This is a genomic window from Cyclobacterium sediminis, from assembly GCF_054781075.1.
The window spans coordinates 73,730-97,911 of record NZ_BAAGVC010000044.1; the positions used below are offsets into that span (position 1 = coordinate 73,730).

A 24,182-nucleotide genomic window follows, 5' to 3' on the forward strand; every position below is an offset into this window, starting at 1 on the left:
TTTGATCGTTTACAAAAATAAAACCTGCTAATGAACTAATTAGCAGGTTTTCAAATGATTTTTTATTTAGTGTCTTAGAAGAAGCTAAAAGTTTTCATCAATTACCTTTTCTATCATTTCCACAGAAAGTGGTTTATTATAAAAACCGTTTATAAAACCTTTACTTAATGCCTTTTCTTTGTCATCAGGGTTAATAGAAGTAGTCAGCATCACCACCACAATTTTACCTTTTTTATCTTCGTCCAGATTATCGTATTCTTCCAGGAATTCCCATCCATTCATGGCAGGCATATTGATATCAAGGAAGATTATATCCGGTTGTGGGTATTTCCCATTTTCCATTTTTTCTAAATATTCTAGCGCCTCAAAACCACTTTGAACAGCCACTACTTTTTCGGCTCGACCTGAATCACTAATGATTATATTATGTAAGAAGTTTGTTGGTTCATCATCATCAATCAGCAAAATGCAATTAACTTTCTTTATCATGTTTTTTTATTTTTTATCGTAAAATAGAAAGTACTCCCTTTATCCGGCACGGAATCCACCCATATATGTCCATGATGCAGATCTACAATTTTTTTGCAATGAGCAAGTCCTATACCGGAACCTTCGTATTTTTTTTTGTTGTGTAGCCTTTGAAAAATTACAAAGATCTTATCCTTATATTGGGAAGCTATGCCAATGCCATTGTCCCTTATGGAAAAAAGCCACTCACCGGCTTTTAGTGTAGCATAAATTTCAATAAGTGGTTTTGTGTCTTTTTTTCTGAATTTTATTGCGTTATTAATAAGATTTTGGAAAAGCAAACGCAGTGGAGTTTCATAACCCAATAGAATAGGCAAGTTATCATATAGGAGAGTGGCCTCAGCATCTTTAATATTCATGTTAAGGTCTTTTTCTACGTCTTTAACCAATTGATTGCAGTCTATTTTAGTTAAGATATTGTCTTTGTCCAATCGGTTATAATCCAATAAATTTTTTATAAGTTCACTCATTCTAATTGTCGCATCTTGAATAAATTGTAAGCTTTTTAAACCCAATTCATCAAAATATTCCGTCCGTCTCTTGGCAAGTAACTCTGTGAAATTATTTACTGTTCGTAATGGTTCTTGGAGATCGTGGCTTGCCACATAGGCGAATTGTTCAAGCTCTTTGTTTTTGTATTCCAGCTTTTTTAAATAATCGCTTTTTGACTCTTCAGCATTTTTCCTTTCTGTAATATTCTGACTCAAAGACATGTATTCAAAAATCTCTCCGCTATCATTTTTGAAAGGAATAATTGCAGTCAACGTCCAGTGAAAGGAACCATCCTTGGCTTTATTTTTAATTTCATCAACCCATATCTCACCTAATTTGACCTTTTTCCATAAATCAGTATAAAATTGATCGTCATGATATCCCGACCGCAGTATGGATATGTTTTTATTTAATATATCATCTTTATTATATTTTAAGACCTCGCAGAATAGATCATTTATGTAAGTAAAGTTCAGGTTAGTATCCAATGTACCAATCAGTGATACCTGATCTACACCCTGCTTAAACCTTTTGAGGTAATACTGATTGCTGTCCTCCAGTTCGTTCGTAAGTTTTCGTCTTTCTTTCTCAAATTTGTTGAGTCCTACAGCCATATAGGATACATAAAGAATACTAATGGGAATAAATATAGCAGCATATTCTACCATCCCAAATTCTACTGATATGAATCCTAAATTGATGACTAACATTAATATGAAACTAGATAGTATCGGGAAAAGAATAATTTCAGGTAAAATTTTTCTGGTCAATTTACTTCCCTCGTAACCTCCGTTTAATATTTGGTGTAAGGAGGAATTTGGATTGTTGAATAATTGCAAGGTAGAAATCAATAGAAATAGCCCCGAAGTGTGAATGGCCATCGGTTTGAAGAATGAAGTTTTGCTTGTAAGTGGAATTAAAAGTAAGTAAGAAATAATGGCTACAAGTGAAAGTATAGCCGCAAACTTGAAAGAATATAATCCTATTTTGTTATTGGCCTTGATTGGTGACAACCTTCCTAGAAAACCGACACCAATTAGAATGGAGCAAATGGCGGTGGCAGGAGACATCCTTCCGGAATTATTTGCTGTCAATTCATCGGGTATAATAATATTGTCAATGGAAACAAATGACAAACCCAGATGCTCCGCCAAAATAAATGCCCCAATAAAAATAATCGTATAGGACAGCCCAATATAAAGGGATTTAAATCCGGAATTATTTTTTTTCGATATAAGCAAAATGATACTAGAAAAAAGAAAGATTAAGGCTGTATGGAATTTCATTGTTGCAGCCTGAGGTATAATACTTAATATTCCGACCAATTCTAAAACCCAACCTAAGATTACCAATAGGCTGATCATCATACTCAGAGTAATGACCACTTTTCTAAATAAATGAGTATTAAAATAATTATATGAAGCCATAAAAACAGAATAATTGATTAATTATAATGTTGATTTAAAAATGATCCCATTTATTAACTGTCGACAGATGAAATGGGTCCTTTACTGCTATTATTGAGTGATACTAAAACTAAAAACCTTTGTTTCCATGAGATTTTTTACTCTTGCTAAAGAGAATTCAATGAATAGCATTTTTTACCTGATTTCCCGCTGGTCATTCATTCTAGACAATAGCTGAAATAAGTTAATAATAAAACTATTTTTAGTATAGGTTAAGACCTACAAAATAACTTAAGACTACCAATGGGTAAAGGTCAATAGACCTTAAAGGGTGATTTTAGTAGTAATAAATTATTAGAGGATAAAAAAACTCAAATTAAATGAATTTTCTGATAACAAGAGCCCATAGCGCTGTTAACTATGGGTTATTTCTTGCTATACCTTTTATCTAATATTAAATATAAGTAAATATGTTATAAATAAATTATCGATTTCGGTTTTTATCAACTAAAGTTGTTAAATGATTGATTTTCAATAAAAATCAATCAGAGTTTTTTATTTTCATTAAGGTTACCGATGTTGTTCCTGAAGATTAGCTGGTCAATGGTCAATCGTATTTTAGCCTTTTATTCTACCTTAATCGTCAGGCAAGCGTATACTTCTTTAATGTTTTCAATTTTATCTGTAAGAACAACTAATTTGTCGTTAACTTCCAAAATGGTAGAACCATTAGGCATCAAATAGTTGTCACCCCTTTCTATCATGGCAATGATGGCGTTTTTTGGGAAATTTAAATCTACAATTTGCTTCCCTATAGCTTCTGTGTTTTTTTTGATTTTTATCTCTCTCAAAATGGTCTTTGGATGTTCTTCCATAAACTTATCTGTAAGTTTAGGTTTTTTTGTACTTTCCGGGAGACCCACTTTAAGCCATTTTGCTACTAGAGAAATAGTGGTTCCCTGAATTAAAACTGAGCTAAGTGCTACAAAAAAGACGATGTTAAAAATAATATTAGCTTTTTCAATTCCTGCAAGTAGCGGATAAGTAGCGAATACTATGGGTACAGCTCCCCGTAAGCCCACCCAGGAAATATAAAATCTCCGGCGAAGTTTCATTTTAAATGGAATTAATGAAATAAAAACCGCTAGGGGACGAGCTATAAAAATTAAGAATAATGAAATTACTAGCCCAATGCCAATGAATGGTATTATTTGTGTCGGGAAAACCAGCAAGCCCAATGTTAAAAACAAAACAATTTGCATTAACCAAGCCAAACCATCAAACATACTCAGTATGGTGTTTTTATGTATAATGTTTTGATTACCCAGATAAACCGAACAAATGTAAATGGCTAAAAATCCATTGCCGTATAGGCTGTTGGTAGCTGAAAAAGTAATGAACATTAAGGCAATGGTCAATACTGGATAAAGCCCTTCAAAATCCAGTTTTATTTTATTAATAATCCACTTGCTAAGCTTACCAAAAAGAAACCCGGAAACACCTCCTATGAGCATTTGTAAAACAAAAAGTGGCAGGATAGAAGTAATATCCTTATCTGGTTCTTGAACCAAAGACAAAAATGCGATGGTCAATACATAGGCCATGGGGTCATTACTTCCACTTTCCAATTCCAAGGTTGGTCTTAAATTCTTTTTTAAGGCTAGGTTTTTACCCCTTAATATGGAAAATACTGCTGCAGCATCAGTGGAAGAAACAATTGCACCTAAAAGCAAGCTTTCGATTAAAGTGAAATCAGTGATCCAAAAAACGAAATACCCCAAGCCCAAAGCCGTTAAAAAGACCCCTAGGGTAGATAGGACAATGCCTTCCTTCAAAACAGGTTTGACCGAAGGCCATTTGGTATCTAACCCACCTGAAAAAAGGATGAAATTGAGCGACACAATCCCTATGAATTGGGCAACTTGCGGATTATCAAAATAGATGCCGCCAATTCCATCGGAACCGGCCAACATTCCTATGGTTAAGAAAAGCAATAAGGTTGGAATCCCAAAACGGTAACTTGGCTTACCTAAGATAATGCTAATAATTAATAGCACAGAACCTATCAATATAATATTCTCAATCGTTATGTTCATTCAGTTTTGTTTAATCTTTACATAGGTGAAAAAACTCCTTAACCTGACAAAGAAAGCTATTGATACGATCTGTTAAACAAAACTATAGAAATTATAATGGTTATTTTAATACTTTAAAAAATAGTTCATCCTTAAATGCAATTATTTTCTATCTAACTGAAGGTATTTAATTGGGATTAAAAGCAAAAGAATAAGTTTCTGAGTAGTATAATAGAAAGGTTTGTTGAAACACGAAAATTGCAATGATTTTATTTTATTTAGTGATGAAACCAATTGAAAATCAGTATAATACTTGCTATTATTGGCATTGCCATAGCGAGGATATTACTCAATTTACTAAAAGGATGTAATTCTTTTGATACACCACTCGCTACGCTCCAATTGCAAAATAGGGGTTAAAAAAAGAGCTCGAATCTTTCCAAATTCGAGCTTTTATTTAATGTTTGATCAATTTATTTACTTAACGTAAATGAAGGCAATTTGATTTTTTCGCCACCTTTCATGGCCGACTCATGTGCCAATATGCCCACGCAAGTGATGTTGGCAGATTGTTTGGCATTTGGATATGGAGCCCTCTTTTCTTGCAAGGCAGCGATAAATTCATGCACCAGGTGGGGATGAGATCCACCATGTCCTGCTCCTTGAATGAAAGAGAGGTGTTGATTGTCCTCTTCATCGTAGACCCCAGAAGTTGTAAACGGGGCTATTTCTTCAGGAAGTAAATGCGCAAAATCAGGAATTTTAACTTTTTCAGGGATTTCTCCTGTATGAACTACACTGTCTTCATGTTCAATTAAAGTCCATTCAAATGACTTTTCAGATCCATAAGCATCAAAGCTCTCTCTGTATTGTCGGGCCGTATTAAAAAGAGAACGGGTAACTTCTGCAGATAGGTCACTATCTTTTAATTTGATATGGCAACTCTCAATTGCAAATGGAGAGCCATACTTTTCAATCAGGTTTTCATCAATTCTTCCGGAGCCAAAACAAGAAACATATTCTGCTTCGGCCTTTGGTAAGGCCAATACCGGCCCCACACAATGCGTGGCATAATGCATGGGAGGAAGGCCTTCCCAATAGCCGGGCCAACCGGCCATTTCTTGTTGATGGCTAGCACGTAAAAATTGCAATTTTCCCATGGCGCCACTTTCATACATCTCCTTCACAAAAAGAAATTCCCTGCTGTAAATGACAGTCTCCATCATCATATAGGTAAGCCCTGTACGCTCGGTTTCTTCCACGATTTGGCGGCATTCCTCCACTGTCGTGGCCATTGGGACCGTACAGGCTACATGTTTTCCGGCCCGCAATGCTTTTAGTGATTGTTCAGCATGTGCCTGAATGGGTGTGTTGATATGCACCGCATCAATATCAGGATCTTTTAGCAATTCATCATATTCGGTATATCTCTTTTCTATGCCAAAGGCATCACCAATCTCATCCAATTTCTTTTTATTTCTTTGGCAAATGGCGTATATATTGGCCTCAGGGTGTTTTTGATAAATAGGAATAAATTCAGCTCCAAACCCCAGTCCTATGATCGCAATATTTAGTTTTTTACTCATTTCCACAAATTTTTGGGTTTATACTTATGATTGTTTTTAGTTTTTTAATTAGCCCAATCCTTTAAAAATTTATAGCCTTCAGAAGCAAATTTGTCCTGACTTTCTGCCAAGGCACGCCATATGCAAACCGCTCCTGCCAATTCTTTTATTTCCGGTGTAAAACTTTCTATAGATATTGTTCCATTATAATTAATTTTTTCGAGTCCTGACCTAAAGTCTTCCCACCTGGTTTGTCCGGTACCTGGAGTTCCTCGATGACTTTCTGAAACTTGAACATGGATAAGTTTATCCCCAGCTTGTAAGATAGCGGCCTCAATGCTCGGTTCTTCAATGTTCATATGAAATCCATCCAATAACACTCCGGCAGCGGGATGATTGATGTCAGCTATCAATTGCATCAAATCACCAGTAGTATTGATCAGATCCGTTTCAAACCTATTCAATGGTTCCAATGCTATTTTTTGACCAGATTTCTCAGCCATCCGGCAAACCTTCTGCAAATTAGTTACGGCTCTTTGCCATTCTATTTTCTTTTGATCAGGAGATACCAAGCGAGCTTTACCTACTGCTGAATACATTGGGCCTGCTACAAATTGAGCTCCTAGAGCAGCACTGATATCAAAACAAGCTTGAATATAATCAAAACTTGTCTGGTGAAATGATGGATCATCATGGGTTAGGTCCCGACTTGTACCGAAAGCAGCACATATTACCGGAGATAAGGCATTGTCCTTTAATGCTTTATCTACTATTTTTGTATCAATTAAAGAAGGGTCTTCTACTGGTATTTCTACTGCGTCAAAGCCCATTTTCTTAATTTTAGGGAATAACGAAACCGTATCGGTACTAAAAGGGGAGGTCCATAGCCATGTACTTACTCCTAGTTTTACGTTTAAAGGCATTACTTATTTTTATTTTTATGCTTATTCTACGATCATAATTCCATTCATAATTCTCCAGTGCCCAGGGACAGTGCATAGAAAAGGATATTCTCCAGGTTCGCTGGGTGCAGTAAATATTAAGGTTTCATTGCCTTCAGGATTTACTAGTGGAGTTGACGCTATTACTTCTGGAATTTTTGGTACAAAATTCATGTTGACGCCATTCGGATCTCTTGCCAATTCATCTGCTGCCTTACCTATGACCTCCAAACTTCCAGCTTTACCTATCAATAGGTTGTGTTGCATAAAATCATTGTTCACAAAATCTATGGTTACTTGCTGTCCGGCCTTAACATTAAAACTGGCTTTATCAAATTTCATCTCATGAGCAATGACCCCCATTTTGATGGTAATTGCACCTGCATTATTGATTTGAGATTTACTCTCATTGATTTCATCAGGGTTCCGTTGATTGTCCTGCTGAGGTGTCTTTAGCTTGAGAAAAGAAGAGCCCCTGTTAATTCTTCCAGTAAAAAAGCTTTTATCCTTGTAATTTTCTACCTGAGCGTTGGCTAGATTGTCATGCCCAATTCTAACAGATTCTTCTTCAAAGTTGGCCGAATATAAGCCGGGTGCTTTGCCCTCAGCAATTAACTTATTATCAATGCTTATTGCCATGTTACCACCTCTCTCAAGTGATGCATTGATTACAAACTGTTGGTCTGGTAGTTTGCCTCTGGAAACAACTCGATAGCTTTCACCGGCTTGATTGATCAACCAATTGATTTTATTATCAACGATATACAAACTATAACCATTCTTATTGTTTCCTTGTGTTACTATAATTCCTTCCAAAGGTTTATCAGATTGGCTGATAGTAGCCTGAATGTTGATTTCTTTGCCTGCTATTTGGGGAGGGTAGGAAATTCCTGTTCTTCTATCCAAATTGTATTGTTCTTCTATCAGACTTTTGGTAATCCTCTCCTTCAAAGTCCAAAGTGAATCAGGTTTATTTCCTTGCATTGGCTTGGAGCCAGTGCCTTGAAAAGCGGAGGGATGAGAAATTGCTGCAGCGAATAGGGCTTGTGGAAGATACTTGTCTGAATCATTTTCTTCTTCAAGACTTGCTGTTAGAAGTAACGCAGAAACATCAGGTGTGCTTGGCAAATCTGCAAGTGCAAGCAATGCCTCTTTTCTAGTGTTGAGGTCTTTGTCCTGAACCAAATTGGCATCCAGAATGGCATTTATTGTTTCTTCATTTTTTGGTAAAACTTGTAGGGCATTTTTTCTAACACCCGCAGCAGGATGCTTTAAGGCTTGCCTTACTGCATTCATCACTTTTTCATCTTTTCCATCCAATGCACCAATTCCATGCAGCGCCCATAAGGCATGCACAGCCGGAGAGTTAAGACCAATTTCATCTACACTATTATTAGCTATGAGTAAGAGTAGGTCTTCAATTAATGAAGTTTTTTTGTTTTCTACAATTAGCTTTTGAGCCGTCATTCGCCAAAACATATTGTCGCTTTTCAAACCTCTAATAAGATCTGAATTTTTGGTAGGATCAATCTCCATGGTATTGTAATCTCCTCCTTTATAAACCAAGCGGTAAATTCTCCCATGCTTGGAATCCCTTAGAGGATTGATATAAGCATTTCCTTCTCCGTTATCAAAGCCTTTGGGAGTGGGGTTGTGTTGGATTATGAAATTGTACCAATCAGCTACCCAAAGAGCACCATCAGGCCCAACTTCTGCATGTACGGGTGAAAACCACTCATCAGAACTAGCCAAAATATTAAATCCATTGGTCTCTTTATAACCTGAGCCTTCTGGTTCAATAACGGCTTTATGTAAAACCCTACCTGTAGGTTCGGCTACAAAGGCCACTTTGTTCCAATAACTTTTTGGAAAACTTCTTGCGGTGTAAAAGTTATGTCCGGCAGCAGCCGTATAACCTCCATGCCAATCTACCTGGCGCAAATAGGGTGTAAGGTGAGGCATCTCAAAGTGACTGTCTATTCCTTGTACCGCTTTATCCGAACCTCCGGTAATCGGACGTTTTAAATAATTATTTGGCATAGAAAGGTAAGCGCTGTGCTGCCCATTTGCCGTAGAAATAAAAGTGTTAAATTCTTCCGTGAAACCCAAGCCCCATGTATTATTACTGGTATTGCCAAGAAAAGTCAATTGGGATCCATCTGGAGAAAACCGATAAATTCCTTGGCTAAAGGATAGGGTTTTGCCTTCTGATTCTCCCTTAAATCCGGAATAGCCTAAAACCCCCCAGATTTTATTGTCAAAACCATATTTTAAATTTGAAGGACCAGCATGGGTGTCACTTTTTCCCCAGCCGGTAATGATTGTTTCTCTGATATCTGCCTTGTCATCACCGTCAGTATCCTTAAGAAATACAAAATCCGGAGCCATGGCTACAAGGAGCCCTCCATTGATAAAAACCATGCTTGTTGGGATGTTGAGGCCTTCGGCGAAAACCGTAATTTTATCTGCCTTTCCATCACCATTTGTATCTTCTAAAATTTTGATTTTATCATTGCCTCCTTCTTTCCTTACTTCATTGGGGTAGTCCGCTGTTTCAATGGCATATAGTCGTCCCTTATCGTCCCAAGCAATGGCCATTGGGTTAATTATATCAGGTTCTGAAGCGAAAAGTTGTAATTCAAAGCCTACAGGCACCTGAACCAATTTCATCGATTCTTCTGGAGAAAGAGGCAATTGAAACCGAGGTGCAGGATCTCTTTTTTCATAGTTTGGAATCTTTGCATCTTCAAATTCTGGTTGCGGTATATCAAATTCAGCTACTTGTTGGGCAACTTGATCTCCGACGGCCCATAAAATCCCATTGGCAACCAATTCCTGAAATTCAGGTTGATTCCATGTTCTTTCATCATGACCGTAAGCAGTGTAGAAAACGCGGCCTTTTCCTTGCTCCCTAACCCAGGTATACGGTTCCTTTTTACCATCCTCAACCCTTTCCATCAAAATGGTCATGTCTTCATTTAATTGGCTGTGGACATAGGTTTCATCCCAAGTGGTGAAAGAGGAAATTCCTTCCATTACCGGATGTGTAGGAACGGTGATTTTGCTGCTGAATTCACCTGATCCGTGAGAAGAAAATTGTCCTCCCACAGTTTTTATATACCAATCAGAATTTTGGAAGCAAAATGAGCCACTGTGAATAGGAATTAGCCCTTTTCCTTCCTCTACAAAGTTTCTTAGGGCCTCTTCTTGCTCCGGTGAAATGACCTCGTGATTGCTATAAATGATTAGTCCGTCATAAAGTCTTAATTTTTCTTCATTAAGGTCTTTAAGATCAGAGGTGTAAGTAAGGTTGATTCCTTCCTGAAATAAATGCCTAGCTAAAATTGGCATTAATTTTTCAGCGTCATGATGAGTGTTGTCATGGCCAAGGAATAATATTTCCGCTCTTCTTGGACCGTCAGACAATTCAATCTCATTGTTTCGTGTGCCACATGACATGCATAATAGCATGACAAAGGCAATTATCCCCAGGTTTTTCATTGTAGCTTTTTTGGGTATTGTTTTTTAATCATTTGAAAATACTAATTTGAATGATTTAAAATCATCATTCTTACTGTTTTTTGTCTAATTATGACTGTTTTATATCATTTTTATCTATTTTTAAGGAATTATTCAGCATTATTTAATTAGTATTGAAAAAAGCTTTTCAAAAATCCCGTATTCCTGAGCACAACGCCTATATAATAAAGGAGTTGGTGGCACCGAATTTTGATAAAAACTGGCATTTTCATCCGGAGTACCAATTGTTTTTAGTGTTGGAAGGGCATGGTACCAGGTTTGTTGGGGACGACATGCGACCTTTTCAAGCCAATGATCTTGTACTTACCGGCCCTAATTTGCCTCATTTATGGAGAAATGATCAAGTATACTTTGAAAAGGATAGTGATTTGATGACACGTGGAATTGTTGTTTATTTCCCCGAAGATTTTTTAGGTGAAAAGATGATGGAAAAGGAAGAGTTTGATGAGTTTAAAGCTTTAATGAAAAGGGCTTCATTAGGGCTTCAAATTATTGGAAAGACCAATCAGAAAATCAAAGACAAACTTATTCGGTTGGTGCATAAAAAAGGAATGGACAGGATCATTGGTCTCCTCGAAATTTTACTTATTATTGCCAAATCTAAGGAAGTTAAAACAATTGTTCAAGCAGGTTATTTTAATGCCAATAAAGAATCGGAAAAGGATAGAATGAGCAAGGTGCATGAGTTTGTTATGGATCATTTTCAACAGGACATCAAGCAAGAAGAATTGGCAGCGTTAATCAATATGACCAGTAGCTCTTTTTCTAGGTATTTTAAATCCAGAATGAACAAGTCTTTTTCAGATTTCCTTTCAGAAGTCAGGATAAGTCATGCTTGTAAATTGTTGCACACAGAAAATCTAAATATTAGTGAAATAAGTTATGAAAGTGGGTTCAATACTCTGTCAAACTTTAATCGACAATTTAAAGAAAAGATGGGGGTAACACCGAAAATTTATAAAAGAGACTTTCAACCAAGGTTTGAATAAAAACCAATTCCAAATGTTGTGGATAATAAAAAAGGGGAGGGTTTACTATTGAATGTATCAATTGTAAAAAGTTGGCTGGTCAAATTCTTTAAGTTTGCCAGCCAACAATAGTTTTATTTTAGTGAAATTGCTCCAGCTTCGGCAACTGAATGATCGTTTTCTACGGTACTGCCACTAACCCCTATGGCTCCGATAATTTCTCCGGAACTATTTTTTAGGGGAATACCTCCAGGGAAAGTTATTAAGCCATTGTTAGAATGTTCTATATTGTATAAGGATCCTCCGGGCTGCGATAGCTCTCCTATAGCCCCGGTATTCATATCAAAATATCGAGCCGTTTTTGCTTTTTTTATTGAAATGTCCAAAGATCCTAACCATGCACCATCCATTCGGGCAAAGGCAAGTAGGTTGGCTCCGGCATCTACAACTGCAATATTCATCTTGGTATCTAGTGCATGAGCTTTACTTTTGGCAGCTGCTATGATTTCTTCAGCTTGTGTGAGTGTAATAGCCATTATTTTAGGGTTTAATTGTATTTAAAATATTTAAAAGTTGTATTTTAATCCAAATATAATGATTATTTATAAATAAAAATATAATAGTATTTAAAGTTCAATAGACTTGTTGACTCCACCATTTATCTATTTCAATGTGTTCTAATGAATGAAATTTTTTTCATGCCTAATTTCCATAGGGCTTAGAAAAGAGAAAAAGAAATACTTATTGTTTAAATTGTAATAGGAGTTGGTTTTAGTTTCCTACAGATAAGATTATTTTTCCTAAATGGTTGCCATTTCCAAATTCTTGGAGTTTTTCAGGACCAAATGACAGTGGGTAGGGACCATCGATCACAGGTTTTACCTGTTTCTTTTCATACATATTGGCAATTTCTTTTAGTTCCTGATTGGGTTTTAAGGTTAAAATTTCGAACCTTTTATTAGAGAAAAGAGACAAAGTCTTTCCAATCACAAGGGTGGAAATCAAATAATTGATTTTTCCACCGATGCTAACGTAAACCCCATTGGCTTTGAGGGATCTTGAGTAAGAAAAAGGTGATTTATCTGTCTTACAATCTAGAATTAAATCGTATTGAATACCATTTTTCGTAAAATTTTCTTGCTTGTAGTTGATAAGATAATCATATCCTAAATTGAATAAAGCCTTGAATTTATCTTGACGATCAACTCCTGTCACTTCGCAATGGTAAACTTTTGCCAATTGCAAAGCTATGGTACCTACACCTCCACCTGCCCCATTAATAAGGACCTTCATTCCATTCTTTATGCCTCCGACACGTTTCAGTCCTTGTAATGCTAATAACGCAGCATGAGGTAAAGCTGCAGCGTCTTCAAAAGACATGGCTCTTGGCTTAGGAACCAGCGCTTTGGCAGGTAAGGAAATGTATTCTGCAAATGTTCCAAACCCATAAGCAGAAGTATCTCCGTAAACCTCATCTCCAATATTGAATTCAGTTATATCAGATCCTACTTCCTCCACAGTTCCGGATAATTCCATTCCTAAGCTTTTAGATTTCGGCTTACTCAATCCAAACATCAACCTGTATATTAATGGCTTTCCCCTAACCAAACTCCAGTCATAATCATTTATGGCTGTAGAATGGACTTTTACCAATAGCTCATTTTTTTGATAGGTTGGTTTTTTTTGTTCAGTTAGTCCTAAGACGTTTTTAGGTAAACCGTATTTCTCTAGAGTCAGTGCTTTCATTTGTAATCAGATAGGATAGATCCAAAAAATAAAAGTACAATAATGAATGGAAAATCAAAGAAAGAAATAAAGGTATAGGTAGAAAATCCATTAGGTAGCAATAGGATTCGCAGTAGATTGTTTACAAACTATTTCGTTTTTACGCGGGATACTTCGGTTTAATTATGTGCGCTATTGCATTCAAATGTTAACTCAATAGGTGTTTTTATTATTTATTTATGCTGTGAAGGGATTTTTGCATTGTTTTTGTTTGGGTATTCGAAACAATTATGTTTAACTATTGTTGAGTATATATTAAACACAAATAAAATGAAACTCTCCTTTAAGTATATCGCAATTATTTTATTTTTCTGTATTTTGAGCTTTAATGAATCCCTTTTTAATACCGGGTCAAGAAGTGATGAAAAAATAGAAAAGATAGAAAACCTATTCGTACAAGCCCAGACACTACTTGTTGATCAAGTAAAATTTGATCTAAAATAATTTTTTGGTATTGCTTAAAATAATTCCAAGTTTTTTTAATCTAAATAAATTTCGTTTATTCTTATATTTATTTTTATAAACAAAAAAGCATATTGTTACCAATATGCTTTCCTGATAAGGTCTTGATATTTCAATTAATCCATATGTACCTCATATGTCTTTTCAATTGTATTTCCGTTGACATCTTCCGCTCTAATCGTCAGGTCCAAATGATCTCCACTTTCAGGAAGAATAATCTTATTTTCGCCGGCTAGAAGGGTTGATAGGTCTATATATTGGTTATCAGGCAAATCGGCTCCGGTACCTTCTGATATCCACTGTGAATTTCCCCACATTTTATCGTAAACGTATTCATCATTACTTACCCTATGATTATCTTCATCGTGATCATGGTCCTCGTCCTCTTCTTCTCCTAGTTTGATCCAGATAAAAGCCAAATCACCACTAAATTCATGAACAGGTTTGCTAATTTCCCCGGTTACTGTAAGGGTTTCACCTGAAGTGCCTATTAATTCCCCATCATTGAGATTATTTACTGCAATTGTAGGGGCGTAATCAGTCCTAATATGGATAGTAGTCAAATAACTTGATCCATCTGCAAAAGTAGTTTGGTTTCCATGAATATCCGTTGCTGTAATGGAAAAGTCGTACATACCAGCCAAAACAGGTCCGCTTAATCTTGAATTGGCTCCCTCCCAATAAATATCTGTTGCAGTGCTATTTACATCTACCTTGGTTGAGTTTTCAGGAAATTGAAAATCAGGATCACTTGCATCTACTGCATATATATCATCAATTACTAAGGTTTCAAAATCGGTTAGTATTCGTGCATGGCTATGCCCATCAAAGTTCGCATGCACATTGACCTTGATCTGTCCAACTCCAGAGGGATCCTCAACAGAAAAACTAACAGGTATATGGTCCATTGTCTCTGTAAAAACTTCCCCATGATCCGGACTGATTTCATCTGCCGAGGCAGCATGGTCTATGGTTGGGGCTTCTAAGTCTTGTGGGTTCTCAGCAGTATTCTCACACGAGATAATGCCAATAGCGATAAAGCTTGCTATTAGAATGTTGGTTGATTTCATCTTTTAATTTTTTAAATACAATATTATTGTAATTGCATACATGTTGCAATTGTATGCATTAAATAACAGATAAGCAAGGACAGGGGTTCAATGCTACTGATTTTTTATTTGGATGGGGATTTTAAGGTTAATATTAATATTTCTTCCTTGTTCCGGTAAGTTTAAGAGCCTATACCGACTTAGATGGTTGAAGTAATATTTGTTCAATAAATTTTGTCCACTTATTCGGAGCTTAAGCAGTTGCTTGGCAAGTTTGATTTCTATGCCTAAGCCTGCTTCCAAGAGTCCATATCCCTTGGTTTCTCTTTCATTTCTGTCTACCCTGTTTTGAGAGGCTACTTGTCGGTACTCAACATAAAAATTATTGTTTAATAACCAGAAGTTTTCTAAGGGTAGATTCCATTCAAGCCCGGTTAAAATACTAGCCGGTGGAGTTAAGGGAAGAGGTAAACTGGAGTCCAAGTTTTGATTATAGACGTATTCTGCTGCAATGGTAGCTTGCAAAGCTGGGAATAATGACCAGTGGAATTTAATTTCTCCACCTGCAAAAATTGCATTGTTTTGCCTGTATTCCCAAAGAGTACCGGCTCCCGGTAGGGTGGAAAATTCGGCAGTAGGTGAAAGGTAAATATAGTTGTTATAATAGGCCAAATAAGGGCTGATCCCTATCAATAAATTTTCTTTAGAAAAGGTGTAGTTTAAGTCACCCTGGAAGCTCCGTTCACTTTCCAGCAAGCTATTTCCCAATTCATGTCTAAAATTTCCATGGTGAATGCCATTGGTAGCCAATTCTATGGGGGTTGGAACCCGGTAACTACTGCCTAGATTAAATTTAAGATTACTGTTTTTGCTGAAGATCCAAGAAAAACCTGTGGAACCACTTAAATTAGAATAGTTGCGATCAATTTCCGGATTTCTAAGGGTTTCTTCTCCTGTTGCTTCTCCCGAATTGTTATAGATAGGTTGGGAATGCGCATCAATTTGATGTTGGGCAATATCAAGTCTTAGTCCTGCATTTAGAATAAAATTTTCTCTTAAGCGGTATTCGTGAAAGTAAAATATTCCTGCAGATTTTGATAGAAATTTTGGCAAAAGAAATTCAAACCCACCAAAATCATTGTTCATCAGACTGGATTGAAGGCCAATAATCACCTGTTGTTTTTCATTAACATGGCGATTATACCGAAAGTTTGCGGTGTAAGTATCCAGGTAAAGAGCTAAAGCTAGGTTTCCATACTCAGTGGAGTTAATACCATGTGCATGAGGTAAAGAATTTTCTTGTCGGACATTTCGTTGATAAGCCAGGTCAATTTCTAACCAATTTCTATTCAATTGAATAGTGGTATTAGATATTACTTTGAGGTGGGAGTTGTCTTGATTAGGTAATTCAATATTGCTATAATCTCCATTGTGTCTTAAATTATAGCTGCTGGGGATGCCAACAGCACCGGTAAATAAACCTGCCTGCTGACCAAACCTGCTGAGGGTGAGGGTAGATTTTCCCCAGTTTTTCCTTAGCCCTGTCATGAAAGAAAAGTGCCGCTCTTTTCCCGCCGTATTTTTTAATCGATTTTCATAAACTGGCAATACAAAACCTGCATAGGTAAATTCATCAGTAGGGACCCTATAGTCTTGATAATCCTGAAAGGTTAGCCTTCCTTTAAAAATAAATCCATCTTCATTTCCTTCAACCATGGCAGAATGGCTACGCATGGAGTTATTGGATTGGTAGCTGTTGATCAAATGTCCCCTGATTTCTCCTTCCATTGGTAAGGGGGCCGGAGAAATGTTTATTACTCCTGACATTCCATCTGATCCATATATTAATGAGGCTGGTCCTTTCACTATTTCAACGCGATCCACATCAAAAGGATCTATTTCTAAACCATGATCTGAACCCCATTGTTGACCCTCTTGCTTAATGCCTCTGTCATTTACTTGAATTCTATTGGAGCTCATACCCCTGATCACAGGCTTACTAATTCCAACTCCTGTATTTATGGTACTGATACCCGGCAATTTTTCCAAGGCATTAGAGAAGGTACCGGAGTTGTTTTTCTCAATAAAATTCCTATCAATTACATCTATGGTTTGGGACTGTTCAACTGGCCCGTTTTTGAAGGGGTTGGCCTCAATGGTCAGGGATTGGAGGGAGATGGCTGAAGGTTCCATTGTCCAATTGAATTCCAAATCCTTGTTTGACAAATGTACGGTTTGGGTGATGGATTTGTATCCCAAATGGGAAATGTGAAGGTGGTAATTTCCCGGATTTAAGTTGTTTAACACGAAATGCCCATTTTCATCGGCATAGTCCCCTGACCCAAGTTCATGAATGAGGATGGTGGCCATCAAAGCTTCTCCGGAGGGATCTGTAATGTAACCACTGATAGCATATTTTTGGCTAGCTTGTGCAAAGATGAGGGAATTGCCAAAGGTTAGCAGTACGAAAATCGGGAGAAGAATAAATCTCACTATTATAAATTGAATGATTGGAATACTTTTTCACCACAAAGGTATCCTTATCAAACAATAATTGCAACATAATGGCAAAGATTGACTTATTCTAAATTAGGATTTCTTTAGGGGGTCTAAAAGGTATTCAAGTCCATTGACACGGATTTCATACATTGTTTCTAACCACATTCCTAATTTGCCCTTTGGAAAGCCGTTTCGCTTAAACCAGATTAAATAATGTTCAGGCACATCACAAATTAATCTGTCTTTGTACTTTCCAAAGGGCATCTTTTTAGATACGAGATCTAAAAGTATATTTTTATCCATTGGTGCTTGTCTATTAATTTAACCAGGCATCCCAAGGTATTCTACTCAATATCAATACGAAAGCTATTCCATAAAACATATAAATGCTCCTAAATCTGCTCTTGCTTTCTGTTAATTTTTTAGCCCTGCTATAGCCAATTGTGATGAGTGCTATGGCGATTATGTTGATTAATGGATGTTCGAGTGCATACAACCTGCTCATTGAATCCCCCATGGTTTCACCACTTAGATTTGACAACCCCAGTGGGCTTAAAAAATAAACTCCTATTCCTACCAACAATTGAATGTGGGCCAAAATCATTCCTATTAAACCAAATTTCCGGTCTTTCTCCGTAAACTCTTTGCCACTCAATGCACCGATAAGTGCAGAAATAAAACTGAATATTATACCTGCCAAAACAATGTAGGCCAGAAACGAATGAAGATGCTGAAATCCGGTAGTCATGATACTTTTGTTTTTCTTTATTTAAAAAGGCTAAATAAGTAAAAAAAAGCGATTATTCCATTAGTTTCTTGTGGCTTTGTTCCAATTAATATCCAAAGCATGGTGGTGTTTACCTGGTATAAAATAATGGAGAATAATGCCTTTTTATCTAAAATAAGTATTATTATAAATTTATATTTTGCAGATATCTAATTTTCATTCGGTTAATTGGTTCTATTACCTAATTAATTACTTAATTTTGCGAATCTTAAATTTGCCCGCCCAAGGACCTCGATTATTTTTCTAATTAAACTATTTCCTAAAATGAGTTATTGGAGTTTTGTATTTGAGAACAAAAAGATGTTGATTTTCGGCTTGATGATGACTTGTCTTTCAGGGTATGGACAAACCTACCTTTTGGCCCTCTATGTGCCTTATTTGATAGAAGAGTTTTCCCTTCAGAATGCCCAAATAAGTGTTTACTATATGATTGCCACAATCGCTAGTGCATTTCTTTTACCACTGGTGGGCAAATACATTGATAAGGTAAGTTTGGTGAAATATACCTTGCTTACCACAATAGTCTTTATTCTTTCCATGGTCTTGATGAGCTTTAACCAGCATTGGTATCTATTACCGGTAGCTTTTTTTGGATTGAGGATTGCAGGACAAGGCTTGTTTAGTCATATCGCCATTACTTCCATGTCCAAATACTTTGTTAAAGGTAGAGGAAAGGCCATTAGTATGGCATCATTGGGACATCCCTTTGGTCAGGCGGCTCTCCCTATCATGGTAGTGGCGTTAATTAATGTTTTCGGATGGAGACAATCCCTATTGGTCAATGGGCTGATTGTGCTTATCATGGTCCCTCTTTACTTGTACTTTTTTATTGATGAGAAAAAGCTGGTAGTGTATGAAGAATCAGTTGGAACCAAAGATTCCGGGCCAAAAAAAGAAATCTCCCAATGGGAAATCATGAAATCTAAAAGTTTTTGGATGTTGGCTCCCAATTTATTTGTCTTGGCTTTTATCGTTACCGGCTTGTTTTTCTATCAGTTTGCAATTGCAGACTACAAGGGTTGGAGTCTGGAATGGATGGCTGTTGGCCTTACATTTTATGCCATTGCGGGATCTATTGCCATTTTATTTTCAGGGCCATTGATCGACAAGTATTCTGCAAGAACATTTTTCCCTTATTACCTTATCCCTTTTCTAATTGCCATCGTATTTATTTGGCAGGTGGACAATCCTTTAGTGATTTTCCCCTATATGATTTTGATGGGCGCTTCTGCAGGGGTGGGGAATTCTATCATGTCTGCTTTGCAGGTGGAATTGTTTGGCACTACTTATATCGGTAAGGTGCGTAGCATTTTTGCCTCTATAATGGTGCTAAGTTCTGCGGTAGGACCAGCCGTTTATGGTATAATTGTAGATGCTGGATACGATTTTCAGTATGTTTTTATAAGTTCAGGAATATTGATGACAGTGGCCATTTTGTTATCCTTTAGAATTATCCCGAATTATACTTATGCGAAAATGAAGTATAAATTTAAAAAACGTGATCGTAGATTCGATTTTTTTAATATTTTTACGCTGAAACGTTAATCCCTTTTTTTTAAAAATTAGTTACCCATTATCACCTAGCAACTTACTTAAATTTAATCTACATGAATGTTTGTAGGCTATATTTAAGCCATTATATTTGCATCAAATCCAATGAGTTATGCAGACACTTGTCACCTTATTTATTTTCACCATTTGTTATGGCTTGTTATTTCTTTCCTTTTTCCCTGTAAAGCCTCTTAAAAGAATTAGTGATTTTACCCATAAAACGAAAAATGCCATGTACAAACAATATGATTTGACATGGCCTTATTTTTTCTCTTTTCTTGGAGGATATCTGCTTGCCTCAATGATGGTTTATATCATTCAAGACTCTATTTAATCCTTAATTTTCCCATAATTTTTCTTCGGCTTTTTCTGCTTCCTCAAAGTTTACCTTTGACTGATCCATTTTATTTTTGATGGCAGGTAAACAGAGTTGGCCAATGCTGCCTTCATGGCTGTGTTTGAGTTTTTTACCTGGAATAAAATCTCCTTTTTCTATGTCCATCCCCACTTTTTTGTAAGCATCTCTAAATGGCATACCTTCCAAAACCAGCCTATTGACTTCCTCTACACTGAATAGATAGGCATAGAATTTATCATCCAAAAGATCTTTTTTAATGCTGATGTTTTCAAGCATCAATTGAGCGATTTTCAAGCAGTCATTCAGTTGTTCAAAAGCAGGGAAAGTGGTTTCCTTGAGCAGTTGTAAGTCCCGATGGTACCCGGTACTCAAATTTGTAAGCAACATCATGATTTGTTGTGGGTAACTTTGAATTTGGTTGGTCTTTGCACGGATCAACTCAAATACGTCAGGGTTCTTTTTATGTGGCATAATACTCGAACCCGTGGTTAGTTCATCAGGAAAACTGATAAACCCAAAATGCTGGTTCATAAACATAATCGCATCTGTAGCCAAGCGGTTGAGCGTGCCTGCAGTACCTGCCATTGCAAATGAAAGTGTTTTTTCTGTTTTCCCTCTACTATTTTGGGCATTGATGACATTGTAATGCATGTCGCCAAAACCTAGAAGTGATGTGGTCATTGTTCTGTTGAGAGGGAAAGAACTTCCATACCCTGCTGCGGAACCCAGAGGGTTTCTGTTGGACAGGCGATAGGCTGTTTGCCATAGATCCATGTCTTCTGCCAAACCTTCAGCAAGAGATCCAAACCATAATCCAAAAGATGAAGGCATAGCCAATTGGGTATGGGTATAACCCGGCATTAAGTCATCTTTGTGTTTTTCGGCTAGCTGGGTAAGTAAGTTGAATAGATTTTCTATTTCAGTTACTGTCTCTTTAATTGCCTTTCTATAATACAGTTTTAAGTCCACCAAAACCTGATCGTTCCTTGATCTTCCACTGTGTAATTTTTTTCCAACGTCCCCATACCTTTCTGTAAGCATAAACTCCACTTGACTATGTACATCTTCTACGCCGGGAGCAATGCTAAACTTACCTTCTACAATTTCCTCTCGAATTTCCTTCAAACCCTTTTTCAATATTTCCAACTCATCTTGAGTAAGCAAGCCAATGGATGCTAACATCGTGGCATGGGCCATGGATCCTGTCACATCGAATGGTGCAAGCAAAATGTCAAATTCAGGATCTCTACCTATGGTAAAAGTTTCTACTTCTTTTTTACTGGTTTTGTCTTTTTGCCAAAGCTTCATTGGTTGTTTCTTTTGGTATTTGAAAAATAGTTTTTCAAAAGTGATACATATAATGATATTCCATCCTTGATTTCTTCGATGAAAATAAATTCATCTGCTGTATGTGATCTTGCAGAATCACCGGGACCAATTTTTACGGAAGGAAAAGGAATCAAAGCCTGATCAGATAATGTTGGGCTACCATACAATTCTAACCCCATCTTTTTTGCAGTGATTACCATAGGATGGTCTTCTTTTATGGAGGAGGAATTTAATCGAAGTGACCTGGGGTTTAGTTCAGCTTTTAAATTGCTTTTTAATTCATCAAAAGCTTCCTCTAAAGTGTATGCATCCGTTACCCGTACATCGAGCGTATAGGTGCACTTATCCGGCACCACATTGTGTTGGCTGCCTGCAGTGATGATGGTGGCAGAAACCTTATTAGGCCCTAAGAAAGGAGACTCTTTTTTGAATTTAAAATCTCTAATGGTTAATAAATCTTCAAGACTCTCATAAATCGCATTGGTACCTTCTTCCCGAGCTGCATGACCAGCTACACCATTGACCACAGCATCTATCACCATTAACCCCTTTTCTGCTACGGCCATCTTTAATAATGTTGGTTCCCCAACAATGGCAACCTCTATAGCGGGCAGTTCGCTGAGAACAGATTCTATCCCGCCAAGTCCACTTATTTCTTCTTCAGCAGAAGCCACAAGCACAAGATTTACTGGCAAAGATTGTTCATAATAAAATACGAAAGAGGCCATTAGGCTAACCAAGCAGCCTCCTGCATCATTCGATCCCAAACCAAACAGCTTCCCCTCTTTCACCACAGGTGAGTGGGGGTCTAAGGTATAACCGCGGTTGGGTTTTACAGTGTCATGGTGGGAATTCAGCAAAATTGTTGGCAAAGAAGCATCGAATTGCCTATTAAATGCCCATATATTGTTTCCTTTTCTCTGTGTATCAATTCCCCTTCTGCTGAAAAAAGCTGCGATAAGTTCAGCAGTTTTGTCTTCTGTTTTACTTAGAGATGGGGTACTGATTAGGGCTTTAAGTAGTTCAATTGCCTCAATTTTTAATTTTGCTAAATCTTCCAATTTTTTTCGTTTATATAGAAGTAAGGGCTATTTCAATGCTATTTACAAAGGTTTGATAATTGTTCCGGCCTCTTCTCCTTTTGCAGCCAACAATAAGTTTTCAGGTAAACCCATCCATACATTGGAGACTCCTTTATTTAACGCATTAAAGGCATTTTCCAATTTTGGGATCATTCCGGAATGGATCACCTTGTCTTCAAGTAATTTTTTAAATATATCTTCATTAATCAATGGGACCAAAGATTCAGGTTTGTCAGCATCCATCAATACACCTTTTTTATCAAAGCAGAAATAGAGGCCTACTTTATGTTTGCCTGCCAAGGCAGTGGCCAATTCCGAAGCAATGGTATCTGCATTCGTGTTTAACAACTGCCCTTTACTATCATGTGTAATGGCTGAAAATACCGGAGCGATATTTTGCTCCAATAAGGTTTCTACCAATGAGGTGTTGACTTTGGTTACATCGCCTACAAAGCCAAAATCCACTTCTTTAACCGGCCGTTTTATGGAAGTGATGGCATTTCCATCTGCCCCGGTAAGGCCAATGGCATTTTGACCATAGGATTGAAGTTCAGCCACCAGGTTTTTATTAATCAAACCTGCATAAACCATGGTCACCAAATCCAGGGTTTCCTTGTCTGTAATCCTTCTGCCATTGTGCATATTGGGCTTGATGCCCAAGGAACTTCCCATTCTACTTGCCAGTACACCACCTCCGTGAACAAGTATTTTTACGCCGGGGAAATGAGCAAATAACTTAAGAAAGGCTGTACAGTTTTCTTGGTGGTCAATTACGTTTCCACCGATTTTTATTACACTGATATCCATTAAGAAATATTTTTAAAGCACGCTGTCGATTACTGCCTGGGCAGCAAAAATCCTGTTTTTTGCTTGGGCTTGGACAAGGCTTCGTTCGCTGTCCAAGATTTCATCACTAAGTTCCAAGTTTCTTCTTACAGGCAAGCAATGCATGACTTTTGCATGTTTGTTTTCACCAAATTTGGCTTCATTTAGTAGCCAGTCTCCTGTCACACTCAGGATTTTTCCATAGGGAGTAAAGGCACTCCAGTTTTTGACGTATACAAAATCTGCCTCAGCAAGGGCTTTGCTTTGGTCATATTCTATTGTAGCTCCATTGGTAAATTTGGTATCCAATTCATACCCATGAGGATGGGTAATGGTCAGGTCATGTCCACAACCAATGGCCCATTCAGAAAAAGAATTTGCCACAGCATGAGGAATTGCTTTGATATGTGGTGCCCAAGTAAGTACTACTTTAGGTTTTCTTTTTTCTTTAAAGTTCTCCTTAATGGTTACCATATCTGCCAAACTCTGCAAGGGGTGCCTGATGGCACTTTCCAGACTAACCACCGGTACACCTGAATATTTGATAAATTGATTGATGACAAAATCGTTGGTATCCTCCTCCTTATTGGTAAGGGTAGGGAAAGCCCTGATGGCTAAAATATCAAAATAGCCACCCAAAACAGCTGCTGCATCTTTTATATGCTCCACTTTGTTTTGGTTCATGACGGCGCCATCCTGCATTTCCAAAGCCCAACTTTCTTTGTCCATATTCAGGACAAAACTCTCTACACCAAGATTGGATGCAGCGAGTTGTGTACTCATCCTTGTTCTTAAACTTGGGTTTAAGAAAATCAATCCAATACGCTTTCCACTGCCTTTGATTGCGTTTACCAGTGGGTCTTTTTTAAAAACCAATGCTTTATCAATCAATTGATTGGCAAGGTTTATATCTTCAAAATTAGTGAAATTTTTCATGACT

Annotated in this window: 19 protein-coding genes; 3 read left to right on the forward strand and 16 right to left on the reverse strand. The window is 37.1% G+C overall.

What is annotated here, in order from left to right; all coding sequences use genetic code 11:
• Window positions 1–84: 84 nt before the first annotated feature.
• The 6 genes from ACYVHJ_RS22445 to ACYVHJ_RS22470 form a co-directional block, all read right to left on the reverse strand.
• Window positions 85–489 (reverse strand): response regulator, encoded by a 405-nt coding sequence (locus ACYVHJ_RS22445; RefSeq protein ID WP_460519563.1) that lies wholly within the window; start codon window positions 487–489, stop codon window positions 85–87.
• Window positions 486–2,447: a sensor histidine kinase gene (locus tag ACYVHJ_RS22450; protein WP_460519566.1), complete on the reverse strand. Its 1,962-nt coding sequence runs from the start codon at window positions 2,445–2,447 to the stop codon at window positions 486–488. The genes ACYVHJ_RS22445 and ACYVHJ_RS22450 overlap by 4 nt, the downstream gene beginning before the upstream one ends.
• A gap of 605 nt (window positions 2,448–3,052) precedes the next feature.
• The gene (locus ACYVHJ_RS22455; protein WP_460519569.1) at window positions 3,053–4,522 is read right to left on the reverse strand and encodes a potassium/proton antiporter; all 1,470 of its coding nucleotides are present in this window, start codon (window positions 4,520–4,522) and stop codon (window positions 3,053–3,055) included.
• A gap of 452 nt (window positions 4,523–4,974) precedes the next feature.
• Window positions 4,975–6,087: a Gfo/Idh/MocA family protein gene (locus tag ACYVHJ_RS22460; RefSeq protein WP_460519572.1), complete on the reverse strand. Its 1,113-nt coding sequence runs from the start codon at window positions 6,085–6,087 to the stop codon at window positions 4,975–4,977.
• A 44-nt stretch (window positions 6,088–6,131) separates the two neighbouring features.
• Entirely contained in the window at window positions 6,132–6,989 is an 858-nt protein-coding gene (locus tag ACYVHJ_RS22465) for a sugar phosphate isomerase/epimerase family protein (protein WP_339902337.1), read from the reverse strand.
• Window positions 6,990–7,010: 21 nt separating this feature from the next.
• The gene (locus ACYVHJ_RS22470; RefSeq protein ID WP_460519576.1) at window positions 7,011–10,508 is read right to left on the reverse strand and encodes a PVC-type heme-binding CxxCH protein; all 3,498 of its coding nucleotides are present in this window, start codon (window positions 10,506–10,508) and stop codon (window positions 7,011–7,013) included.
• Between the two features lie 152 nt (window positions 10,509–10,660).
• Between ACYVHJ_RS22470 and ACYVHJ_RS22475 the strand changes: the two genes are divergently transcribed.
• Entirely contained in the window at window positions 10,661–11,536 is an 876-nt protein-coding gene (locus ACYVHJ_RS22475) for an AraC family transcriptional regulator (protein ID WP_339902335.1), read from the forward strand.
• A 113-nt stretch (window positions 11,537–11,649) separates the two neighbouring features.
• Here ACYVHJ_RS22475 and ACYVHJ_RS22480 read toward each other — a convergent pair whose 3' ends face one another.
• The 6 genes from ACYVHJ_RS22480 to ACYVHJ_RS22505 form a co-directional block, all read right to left on the reverse strand.
• A complete protein-coding gene (locus tag ACYVHJ_RS22480) occupies window positions 11,650–12,051 on the reverse strand; it encodes a GlcG/HbpS family heme-binding protein (RefSeq protein ID WP_460519580.1) in 402 nt (133 codons plus the stop codon).
• 235 nt (window positions 12,052–12,286) lie between these two features.
• A complete protein-coding gene (locus ACYVHJ_RS22485; protein ID WP_460519583.1) occupies window positions 12,287–13,261 on the reverse strand; it encodes an NAD(P)-dependent alcohol dehydrogenase in 975 nt (324 codons plus the stop codon).
• Window positions 13,262–13,878: 617 nt separating this feature from the next.
• The gene (locus tag ACYVHJ_RS22490) at window positions 13,879–14,832 is read right to left on the reverse strand and encodes a DUF4625 domain-containing protein (protein WP_460519586.1); all 954 of its coding nucleotides are present in this window, start codon (window positions 14,830–14,832) and stop codon (window positions 13,879–13,881) included.
• Between the two features lie 93 nt (window positions 14,833–14,925).
• Window positions 14,926–17,304 (reverse strand): TonB-dependent receptor, encoded by a 2,379-nt coding sequence (locus ACYVHJ_RS22495; RefSeq protein ID WP_460519589.1) that lies wholly within the window; start codon window positions 17,302–17,304, stop codon window positions 14,926–14,928.
• Between the two features lie 96 nt (window positions 17,305–17,400).
• On the reverse strand, window positions 17,401–17,613 hold the full coding sequence (locus ACYVHJ_RS22500; RefSeq protein WP_014022781.1) for a DUF3820 family protein: 213 nt from the start codon (window positions 17,611–17,613) through the stop codon (window positions 17,401–17,403).
• A 13-nt stretch (window positions 17,614–17,626) separates the two neighbouring features.
• Window positions 17,627–18,058: a hypothetical protein gene (locus ACYVHJ_RS22505; RefSeq protein ID WP_339902573.1), complete on the reverse strand. Its 432-nt coding sequence runs from the start codon at window positions 18,056–18,058 to the stop codon at window positions 17,627–17,629.
• Window positions 18,059–18,361: 303 nt separating this feature from the next.
• Between ACYVHJ_RS22505 and ACYVHJ_RS22510 the strand changes: the two genes are divergently transcribed.
• Complete coding sequence (locus ACYVHJ_RS22510; protein ID WP_460519594.1) at window positions 18,362–19,642, forward strand: MFS transporter; 1,281 nt, start codon at window positions 18,362–18,364, stop codon at window positions 19,640–19,642.
• Window positions 19,643–19,760: 118 nt separating this feature from the next.
• On the forward strand, window positions 19,761–19,982 hold the full coding sequence (locus ACYVHJ_RS22515) for a hypothetical protein (RefSeq protein ID WP_339902575.1): 222 nt from the start codon (window positions 19,761–19,763) through the stop codon (window positions 19,980–19,982).
• 3 nt (window positions 19,983–19,985) lie between these two features.
• Here ACYVHJ_RS22515 and argH read toward each other — a convergent pair whose 3' ends face one another.
• The 4 genes from argH to ACYVHJ_RS22535 are packed head-to-tail and all read right to left on the reverse strand — an operon-like array spanning window position 19,986 to window position 24,178.
• Complete coding sequence (gene argH / locus ACYVHJ_RS22520; RefSeq protein WP_460519597.1) at window positions 19,986–21,314, reverse strand: argininosuccinate lyase; 1,329 nt, start codon at window positions 21,312–21,314, stop codon at window positions 19,986–19,988.
• Window positions 21,311–22,396: a M20 family metallo-hydrolase gene (locus tag ACYVHJ_RS22525; RefSeq protein WP_460519600.1), complete on the reverse strand. Its 1,086-nt coding sequence runs from the start codon at window positions 22,394–22,396 to the stop codon at window positions 21,311–21,313. Before ACYVHJ_RS22525 ends, argH begins: the two co-directional genes overlap by 4 nt.
• 42 nt (window positions 22,397–22,438) lie before the next feature.
• Window positions 22,439–23,224, reverse strand: coding sequence for an acetylglutamate kinase (argB, locus tag ACYVHJ_RS22530; RefSeq protein ID WP_460519603.1), 786 nt, complete (start codon window positions 23,222–23,224; stop codon window positions 22,439–22,441).
• A gap of 12 nt (window positions 23,225–23,236) precedes the next feature.
• Window positions 23,237–24,178, reverse strand: a complete 942-nt coding sequence (locus ACYVHJ_RS22535; protein WP_460519606.1) for a Rossmann-fold NAD(P)-binding domain-containing protein — start codon at window positions 24,176–24,178, stop codon at window positions 23,237–23,239.
• Between the last annotated feature and the right edge of the window lie 4 nt (window positions 24,179–24,182).

Coding starts and splice junctions, on each gene's coding strand:
- ACYVHJ_RS22480 (WP_460519580.1), bottom strand. CDS start 12,051: ATGGCTATTACACTCACACAAGCTGAAGAAATCATAGCAGCTGCCAAA.
- ACYVHJ_RS22515 (WP_339902575.1), top strand. CDS start 19,761: ATGCAGACACTTGTCACCTTATTTATTTTCACCATTTGTTATGGCTTG.
- ACYVHJ_RS22470 (WP_460519576.1), bottom strand. CDS start 10,508: ATGAAAAACCTGGGGATAATTGCCTTTGTCATGCTATTATGCATGTCA.
- ACYVHJ_RS22510 (WP_460519594.1), top strand. CDS start 18,362: ATGAGTTATTGGAGTTTTGTATTTGAGAACAAAAAGATGTTGATTTTC.
- ACYVHJ_RS22535 (WP_460519606.1), bottom strand. CDS start 24,178: ATGAAAAATTTCACTAATTTTGAAGATATAAACCTTGCCAATCAATTG.
- ACYVHJ_RS22505 (WP_339902573.1), bottom strand. CDS start 18,058: ATGACTACCGGATTTCAGCATCTTCATTCGTTTCTGGCCTACATTGTT.
- ACYVHJ_RS22455 (WP_460519569.1), bottom strand. CDS start 4,522: ATGAACATAACGATTGAGAATATTATATTGATAGGTTCTGTGCTATTA.
- argH (WP_460519597.1), bottom strand. CDS start 21,314: ATGAAGCTTTGGCAAAAAGACAAAACCAGTAAAAAAGAAGTAGAAACT.
- argB (WP_460519603.1), bottom strand. CDS start 23,224: ATGGATATCAGTGTAATAAAAATCGGTGGAAACGTAATTGACCACCAA.
- ACYVHJ_RS22460 (WP_460519572.1), bottom strand. CDS start 6,087: ATGAGTAAAAAACTAAATATTGCGATCATAGGACTGGGGTTTGGAGCT.
- ACYVHJ_RS22490 (WP_460519586.1), bottom strand. CDS start 14,832: ATGAAATCAACCAACATTCTAATAGCAAGCTTTATCGCTATTGGCATT.
- ACYVHJ_RS22445 (WP_460519563.1), bottom strand. CDS start 489: ATGATAAAGAAAGTTAATTGCATTTTGCTGATTGATGATGATGAACCA.
- ACYVHJ_RS22500 (WP_014022781.1), bottom strand. CDS start 17,613: ATGGATAAAAATATACTTTTAGATCTCGTATCTAAAAAGATGCCCTTT.
- ACYVHJ_RS22465 (WP_339902337.1), bottom strand. CDS start 6,989: ATGCCTTTAAACGTAAAACTAGGAGTAAGTACATGGCTATGGACCTCC.
- ACYVHJ_RS22485 (WP_460519583.1), bottom strand. CDS start 13,261: ATGAAAGCACTGACTCTAGAGAAATACGGTTTACCTAAAAACGTCTTA.
- ACYVHJ_RS22450 (WP_460519566.1), bottom strand. CDS start 2,447: ATGGCTTCATATAATTATTTTAATACTCATTTATTTAGAAAAGTGGTC.